Consider the following 7,874-nt stretch of genomic DNA (forward strand, 5'->3'; position numbering starts at 1 on the left):
TTTGAACTTGGCGGCCGCGAAGCCTAACGCCTCGTCCCAGGAGACTTCGCGCCAGGGATCGTTGATGCTTTCGCGGATCATCGGCTTGAGGATGCGCTCCTTGTGGGTCGCGTAGCCGTAGGCGAAGCGGCCCTTGACGCATGAGTGCCCGCGGTTGGCCTTGCCGTCCTTGTACGGCACCATGCGGATGACTTCCTCGCCGCGCATTTCGGCTTTGAACGAGCAGCCGACGCCGCAATAGGCGCAGGTCGTGATCACCGAGTGTTCGGGCTGCCCGATCTCGATCACGGACTTTTCGGTCAGCGTCGCGGTCGGGCAGGCCTGCACGCAGGCGCCGCAGGACACGCATTCCGACCCAAGGAAGCTTTCGTTCATGCCGGCCGAGACGCGGCTGTCGAAGCCGCGGCCTGAGATCGTGAGCGCAAAGGTGCCTTGAACTTCTTCGCAGGCGCGAACGCAACGCGAGCAGACGATGCACTTGGAGGGCTCATAGGAGAAGTACGGATTCGACTCGTCGATGGGCAGCCAGGCAGGGTTGGCTTGGCCGTTGGTCTTGGCGAAGACGTGATTCTCGCCGTCATAGCCGTAGCGCACGTCGCGCAGGCCAACCGCGCCCGCCATGTCCTGCAATTCGCAATCGCCGTTGGCCGCACAGGTGAGGCAATCGAGCGGATGGTCTGAGATGTAGAGCTCCATCACACCTTTGCGCAGCTTCTTCAGCCGTTCGGTCTGGGTGTGGACCACGAGGCCCGGCATCACCGGCGTGGTGCAGGAAGCAGGCGTGCCGGCGCGGCCTTCGATCTCGACCAGACAGAGCCGGCACGAGCCGAAGGCGTCGACCATATCGGTGGCGCAGAGCTTTGGAATCTCGGTGCCGGCCTCCATCGCGGCGCGCATGATCGAGGTGCCCTCAGGTACCGTAACGCTCTGACCATCGATGGTGAGCGTGACCATGGTCTCGGATTTGGAGCGCGGGGTTCCGAAGTCGGTTTCGTGGATCAGCGACATGGCGATCTCCTTAATTCTATTCCGCAGCCTGGAGGCTGGTCGGGGCCGGGCCGAAGTCTTCCCGGAAGTGGGTCAACGCGCTCATGACGGGGTAGGGGGTAAAACCCCCAAGCGCGCAGAGCGAGCCGAATTTCATGGTGTTGCAGAGGTCTTCGACGACCGCGAGGTTCTGCTCGACGCGTTCGCCGGCGCGGATCCTGTCAATGGTCTCGACGCCGCGGATCGAACCGATCCGGCACGGTGTGCACTTGCCACAGGACTCGATGGCGCAGAACTCCATCGCAAAGCGCGCCTGCTTCGCCATATCGACAGTGTCGTCGAACACCACGACCCCGGCGTGGCCGATCAGGCCGTCGCGCGCGGCAAAGGCCTCATAATCAAAGGGGGTATCGAACAGCGCACGCGGGAAGTAAGCGCCGAGTGGGCCGCCAACCTGGACCGCGCGTACGGGCCGTCCGGTACGGGTGCCGCCTCCGACGTTATCAATGAGTTCGCCGAGCGTAATGCCGAAGGCGGTTTCGAACAGGCCGCCATACTTGACGTTGCCCGCAAGCTGGATCGGCATGGTGCCGCGGGAGCGACCCATACCGTAGTCAGCGTAGGCTTTGGCGCCGCCGGCGAGGATGAAGGGGATAGCGGCGAACGACAGCACGTTGTTGATTACCGTCGGCTTGCCGAACAGACCCTTGTGCGCAGGTAACGGTGGCTTGGCGCGCACGATACCCCGCCGGCCTTCGAGGCTTTCCAGCAGCGAGGTCTCTTCGCCGCAGACATAGGCGCCGGCGCCGACGCGCACCTCGAGGTCGAAGGCGTGCTTTGAGCCGCAAACGCCAGAGCCGAGATAGCCCGCGCGCCGACCCGCCGCGATTGCAGCATTCATCGCCTCGATCGCGTGCGGATATTCCGAACGGATGTAGACGTAGCCCTTGGTGGCGCCCACCGCGATGCCCGCAATGGTCATGCCTTCGATCACCACGAAGGGATCGCCTTCCATGATCATGCGGTCGGCAAAGGTACCGCTATCGCCTTCGTCGGCGTTACAGACGATGTATTTCTGGCCGGCGCTGGTCTGCGCCACGGTTTTCCATTTGATGCCGGTGGGGAAGCCTGCGCCGCCGCGGCCCCGCAATCCAGACGTCGTGACGTCAGCGAGAATCGCATCGGAGGTCAGCGTCAGCGCGCGCTCGAGGCCCTTATATCCGTCGTGGGCCCGATAGTCGTCGATCGAACGCGGATCGATGATGCCGCAGCGGGCGAAGGTGAGGCGGGTCTGGCGTTTCAGCCAAGGAATTTCTTCAGTAAGGCCTTGCCGCAGCGCATGCGGGCCGTCCTTCAGAATCGCATCCAGCACGGATGCCGCATCGGCTTCCTTCACGGGACCGAATGCGACGCGGCCCTTCGGTGTGGCGACCTCCACCATCGGCTCCAGCCAATACAGCCCGCGTGAGCCGGTGCGGACGATCTCGATCGTCGCATTGCGCTTGGCTGCCGCTTGCTCGAGTGCCGCCACAGTCTCATCGGCACCCACCGCAATAGCGCCCGCATCGCGCGGGATGAAGATACGCAAGCTGCTCATTGTTGTGCCTCCGCGATCAGTGCGTCGACGCGGGCTTCGTCCAGCATTCCAATCACACGGCCATCGAGCATGGCGGAGGGCGCCGTGGCGCAAAGCCCGAGGCAATAGATCGGCTCCAGCGTGACGCGTTCGTCGGCGGTCGTGTTACCGAGCTTGATTCCGAGTTTGGCTTCCGCCCGCGCCGCCACCGCGTCTCCGCCGGCGGCCTGGCAAGCTTCTGCGCGGCACAGTTTCAGGACGTGTTTACCGGCAGGCTTGCGACGGAAATCGTGGTAAAATGTAAAAGTGCCGTGCACCTCGGCCCGCGACAGATTCAGCGCTTCGGCGACCATGGGAATGGCGGCTTCCGGCACGTAACCAAATGCCTCCTGAAGCGCGTGCAGGATCACCAGCGTCGCACCTTCGACATGGCTGTTTTCCGCGATGATTTCGGCGCCACGCTGGGCGTCCCACGATTCGTAGACGGACATGATCTGCCTTCTCTTTCAGTATCTTATCACTGTCTATTCAAAGACGGAATCGTTCTATGAATCAATAAAGCCGTCTCATGCTGCGATAGCGAAAGACAATCGATAGAAAAATGATATTGGTTGATAATGAGTTTCAATGGGCGCCGGTTTCGCCGCCTCTATGAGCGTTCATTCTGTGCGCCGGCGACCACTTTCGATATGGGACTTTTGGCCCAATTTTGCGAGGCCCAGGCCATGATATGCGTTACCCTTGAAACTGTTGGGGGGCGTCTTGATCGACAAGCTTGAACTGCTGCTGGCGTTGGCCAAGGAACGCCATTTCGGGAGGGCCGCGGAGGCCTGCGGCGTCACTCAGCCGACGATGTCGACCAGTCTCAAGCAGTTGGAGGAAATACTTGGCGTGATGCTTGTGCAGCGGGGTTCCCGCTTCCAGGGCTTCACGCCGGAGGGCGAGCGAACGCTGGATTGGGCGAGGCGCATCGTTGGAGATGCCCGCGCCATGCGCCAGGAAATCAATTCGCTCAAGGACAAGCTTTCGGGCGAAATCCGGATCGCGGCAATCCCGACCGTGCTCGGCATGGTCGCTTCGCTGACGACCCCGTTCCGCGCACGTTATCCGGACGTCCGGTTCCGCGTGGTGTCGTGCACGTCGGCGCAGGTGCTCGGCCTGCTTGAAAATCTGGAGGTCGATGCTGGCCTGACCTACATCGAGAACGAACCGATCGGCAATGTCCGGACCATTCCGCTGTTCAACGAAAGTTATCGCCTGCTGACCTCCCCGGAGGGGATGTTCGGCGATCGCAAGCAGGTGACATGGACAGAGGTCGGCCAAGTTCCGTTGTGTCTGCTGACGCCCGACATGCAGAACCGGCGCATCATCGACCGCGCGCTCAAAACGGTGGGGGCTGAGGCGACGCCGACTCTGACCTCGAATTCGCTGCTGGTGCTCTACACCCATGTGAAGACCGGTCGCTGGGCGAGCGTCATGCCGGCGAAGCTGGCGGAAACCCTCGGACTGGCTGACAAGGTCCGCAGCATCCCGATCGTCGATCCCGTGGTCGATTACAGCATCGGGATGGTGGTTCCCCAGCGGGATCCCATGACGCCGTTGATTGCAGCCCTAGTTCAGATCGTCCGCGAAGTCGCCCCGTCGCTGCAGTGATGGGTTGATCCGATCAGGCCGCGGCGGCCGTGGGTTCTCCCGCTTTATCGGCAGCCTTTCTCGGCAAGGTGACCCGGACCACGGTGCCGCTGCCGAGCTTCGAGCGCAGCCGCATCGACCCGCCATGCAGGCCGGCGAGGGAGCGCGCAATCGCAAGCCCTAATCCCGAGCCGTGATACGTCTTGGTCAGCTGGCTTTCGACCTGCTCGAATGGCCGGCCCAGCCGGCGCAGCGACTGGGACGGGATGCCGATCCCGGTATCGGCAATCAGCAGCACGACCGAATCGGCGACCTCGCGACTGCGGACGACGACCCTGCCGCCATCGGGCGTGAATTTGACGGCGTTGGAGAGCAGGTTGACGATGATCTGCTTGGTGGCGCGGCGGTCCGCAACGATCGAGATCGGACCTTCGATTTCCGCATCGAGGTCGAGATTCTTGTCGTCGGCGCGGCCCGAGACCACGCGCAGGGACTCGGCGAGCGTCTTCGACAGGTCGAGTTCTTCCAGGTCGAGCTTCATCCGGCCCGCTTCGATCTTCGACATGTCGAGAATGTCATTGATCACCTCAAGCAGGTAGTGCCCACTGGTGAGGATGTCGTGGCAATATTCCTGGTACTTCTCCGAGCCGAGCGCGCCGAACATGCCGCTTTCCATGATTTCGGAAAAGCCGATGATGGCGTTGAGCGGCGTGCGAAGTTCGTGGCTCATATTGGCGAGGAACTTCGACTTGGTTTGGTTGGCTTCCTCGGCGCGGGTTTTTTCCTTCGAATATTTTTCGGCGAGGTCCGCAAGTTCGATCGCCTGCCGCTCCAGTTCGCTCTGCGAGCGCTTCAGGTCGATGACGGTGGCCCGCAGCCGGAGATCGTTTTCGACCAGCTTCTGTTCGTGTTCCTTGATCCGCGTGATGTCGGTTCCGACCGACACATAACCGCCGTCCTTGGTCCGCCGCTCGCTGATATGCAGCCAGTTGCCGTCATCGAGCTGTGCCTCGAAGGTTCGCGCGCCCGGCGCCTGATTGGCGATCTCGTGCAGGCGGGTGCGCACCTCGGGCATCCGGCCAACCTCGATCACGGTCTCGTAGGACGTGCCCGGAATGACCGCCGAGTCCGGCAGCTTGTGCAGGCGCTGGAAATGCGAATTGCAGAGCACGAGGCGGTCGCTGGCGTCCCACAGCACGAAGGCTTCGGGAATGGTCTCGATCGCGTCGCGCAACCGCAAATCGGCTTCCACGGTCTTCTCCGCGAGGCTCTTCTGTTCGGTGATGTCGACGGCAATGCCGATCAGATGCAGCCCGGCATCCGCAGCACCCTGGCTGAGTTCGCAGCGCACGCGCAGCCAGATCCAGTGGCCGTCGGTGTGCTGCATGCGAAAGGTGTGGTCGATGTAGTTGATTTTTCCAGAGATCAGCTGGTCGGCGATCTCGAACAGATCAATGTCGTCCGAGTTCACCAGCGAATTGACCTCGCCGAAAGTGAGGAGGTCGCTGCGGTTCTCCAGCCCGAGCATGGTGAACATCGACTGCGACCAGAAGATCCTGCCGCGCGAAAGATCCCAGTCCCACAGGCCGCAGCGGCCGCGGTTGAGCGCGGTGTCGATGCGCCCGCGCACGGCGTCATTGATGAGATCGCCCTCCCGGGCGCGGGTGGACTGCCAGTGGAATGCGAAGCCGAGGATCAGTACGACGAAGCCCGTGGTCGCGGACAGCGTCACCGACAATGCGGCATCCGAGCGCCAGATCGAGCCGAGCTTTTCCTGAATGACCACCACCTGGCCGGACAGCGATCTCACGCCGCGCCGGACCATCAGCGCGCCGCTGCCGTTCGGCAGCGTGACGTCGATGGCGTCGCTGGTTTGCCGCGAGCCGGCCGACGGCACCGCGGCGCTGACGATGTCGAGGAGGCTGGAGGAATCTCCGATGGCTGACTCGATCGGAACACGGGCGAGAACCCGCTGGTTCGCGCCGATCACGATGACATGCCGTCCGCGGGCCGTTGCCCAGGACGGAATCAGTTCCGGCAGCAGCAGCTGAAGCCGCTCGAAAGCCCCGCGCTCCTGCTTTGTCGAAGCAATGCGATCGATGCGGTCGGCAAGGAAATCGGCCGCCGCCTCGATTTCCCGTTTCATGGCTTCGCGTTTTTCGTGCGTCTGGTTGATCACCTGCACGAAGGCGCCGAGACAAATCGTGATCAGGAACGCAATGATCAGTATCGGTACTGCACGACGGAGCGCAGGCTCCGCTAACAACAGCCTGTGATAGGCTGGTTTCGCGATCGATTGCGCCAATCCCTTGATCGAATCGGATTGGACGCACGCGCTCGCCGCGTGTGCGCGCGCCATACCGGTTGCCCCCTCGGAAAGCTTTGCAGAACCCACCCCGTTCGAGAAGAATCGCCGCCTCCCGAATCAGATTCATTTGAATCCACTTTTCCGGGGCTGTCGAGAGTCAACGATTCGTTAAAGCAAATAATTATTGTCCACGACGAATCTCGCCTCGGAAAAGCACGCAAAAAGCCGGCCAAGTTGAGTCCGAAGCAAGAACGCGCGTGGCAATTTCAAGTCCGTTTACGCCTTCGCCGGTTCGGCGTGGCTGATGACGCGCTTCACGGTCGGAAACGCGCGGCGCAGCGCGCGCTCGATTTCGTCGACGCATTCGTGAACCTTGATCACGCTCATCGAGGGCGCCGCACGGCAATGGAAGTTGACGATCTCGCCGGCGTCAGTGTCGCGCACACGCACATTATGGATGTCGTGGATGGCTCCTCGCGCTGCGAACTCGGCGAGCGCCGCGCGGATCGTCTCCACCCGTTCCGGCGCGGCGTCGGCGCCCACCGGCAGTTCCGGCTCCAGCGGCTCGATATGGATATCGATTTCCACCACTTCGCCGAACTCGTCGCGAATGTTTCGCTCGAGTTCGTGGGTGACGTCGTGGGCGGCCGTCAGCGTCATCTCGCCATCAACTTCGAGGTCGATGCTGACGGTGAGCTTGTCGCCGAGGTCATGTACCGTCACATGGTGGACCGCGACCCCGGCATTGCGGGCGATCACCATGATGCGCTCGCGGACGCTTTCGTTGTCGAGGGCGACCGGAACTGCGGTGAACGTCAGGTCAGCGTCGCCCAATGCTTCGGAAACGGCGCGTTGAGCCTTTTGCTTGATCTCGTCGACGCGGTCGATCGGATAGGTGCGCGGCACTTGCACGATGGCATCAATGAAATGTGTCGCGCCGACCAGGCGCACCCTCAGACGGTCGACGCCGGCAACGCCCGGAACGCCCTGGATCGCGGCTGTGGCTCGCTCGGCCGCGCCTTCGGGGGCGCGGTCGGTCAGGGTTTCGACCGTCGAGCGGGCGAGCCGCATGCCGAGCGCCGCGATGATGACCGCAACCGTGGCGGCCGCGGCCGCGTCGCCCCATGAATAGCCGAGGGCCGAAAGCGCCAGCCCCACGATGACCGCAACCGAGCCGAGTACGTCGGAGGCAAAGTGCAGGGCGTCGGCGGCGAGTGCCTGGCTCTTGGTCTCATGTGCGGCGCGATGCAGCGCCCGGGCGCGCCAGAGATTCACCGCGATGTCGAGGACGAGCACGACGAAAGGCACGGCCGAGAGAGTCGGGGGCGAGGTGCCATGGCGCAGGCGGCTGAAGGATTCGACCAGGATGCC

At 62.8% G+C, this 7,874-nt stretch carries 6 protein-coding genes; 1 reads left to right on the plus strand and 5 read right to left on the minus strand.

Going from position 1 to position 7,874, the window contains the following annotated elements; translation table 11 throughout:
* The 3 genes from NEZ08_RS13725 to NEZ08_RS13735 all read right to left on the minus strand — a co-directional run.
* A partial coding sequence (locus tag NEZ08_RS13725) for a 2Fe-2S iron-sulfur cluster-binding protein (protein ID WP_298107571.1) occupies positions 1–1,008 on the minus strand: 1,008 nt, incomplete at its 3' end.
* Between the two features lie 16 nt (positions 1,009–1,024).
* Positions 1,025–2,584, minus strand: coding sequence for an NADH-quinone oxidoreductase subunit NuoF (locus NEZ08_RS13730; protein ID WP_298107572.1), 1,560 nt, complete (start codon positions 2,582–2,584; stop codon positions 1,025–1,027).
* A complete protein-coding gene (locus tag NEZ08_RS13735; protein ID WP_298107575.1) occupies positions 2,581–3,057 on the minus strand; it encodes a formate dehydrogenase subunit gamma in 477 nt (158 codons plus the stop codon). Before NEZ08_RS13735 ends, NEZ08_RS13730 begins: the two co-directional genes overlap by 4 nt.
* Before the next feature lie 268 nt (positions 3,058–3,325).
* Here NEZ08_RS13735 and NEZ08_RS13740 point away from each other — a divergent pair, with 268 nt between their 5' ends.
* Positions 3,326–4,216, plus strand: a complete 891-nt coding sequence (locus NEZ08_RS13740) for a LysR family transcriptional regulator (protein ID WP_298107577.1) — start codon at positions 3,326–3,328, stop codon at positions 4,214–4,216.
* Between the two features lie 13 nt (positions 4,217–4,229).
* Here the strand turns inward: NEZ08_RS13740 and NEZ08_RS13745 are convergent, their stop codons facing one another.
* Positions 4,230–6,554, minus strand: a complete 2,325-nt coding sequence (locus NEZ08_RS13745; RefSeq protein WP_298107573.1) for an ATP-binding protein — start codon at positions 6,552–6,554, stop codon at positions 4,230–4,232.
* Positions 6,555–6,779: 225 nt separating this feature from the next.
* Positions 6,780–7,874 (minus strand): cation-efflux pump (locus NEZ08_RS13750; RefSeq protein WP_298107574.1); only part of this gene is annotated, 1,095 nt, incomplete at its 5' end.

This window comes from Bradyrhizobium sp. (genome assembly GCF_027451485.1).
Taxonomy (GTDB): Bacteria; Pseudomonadota; Alphaproteobacteria; order Rhizobiales; family Xanthobacteraceae; genus Bradyrhizobium.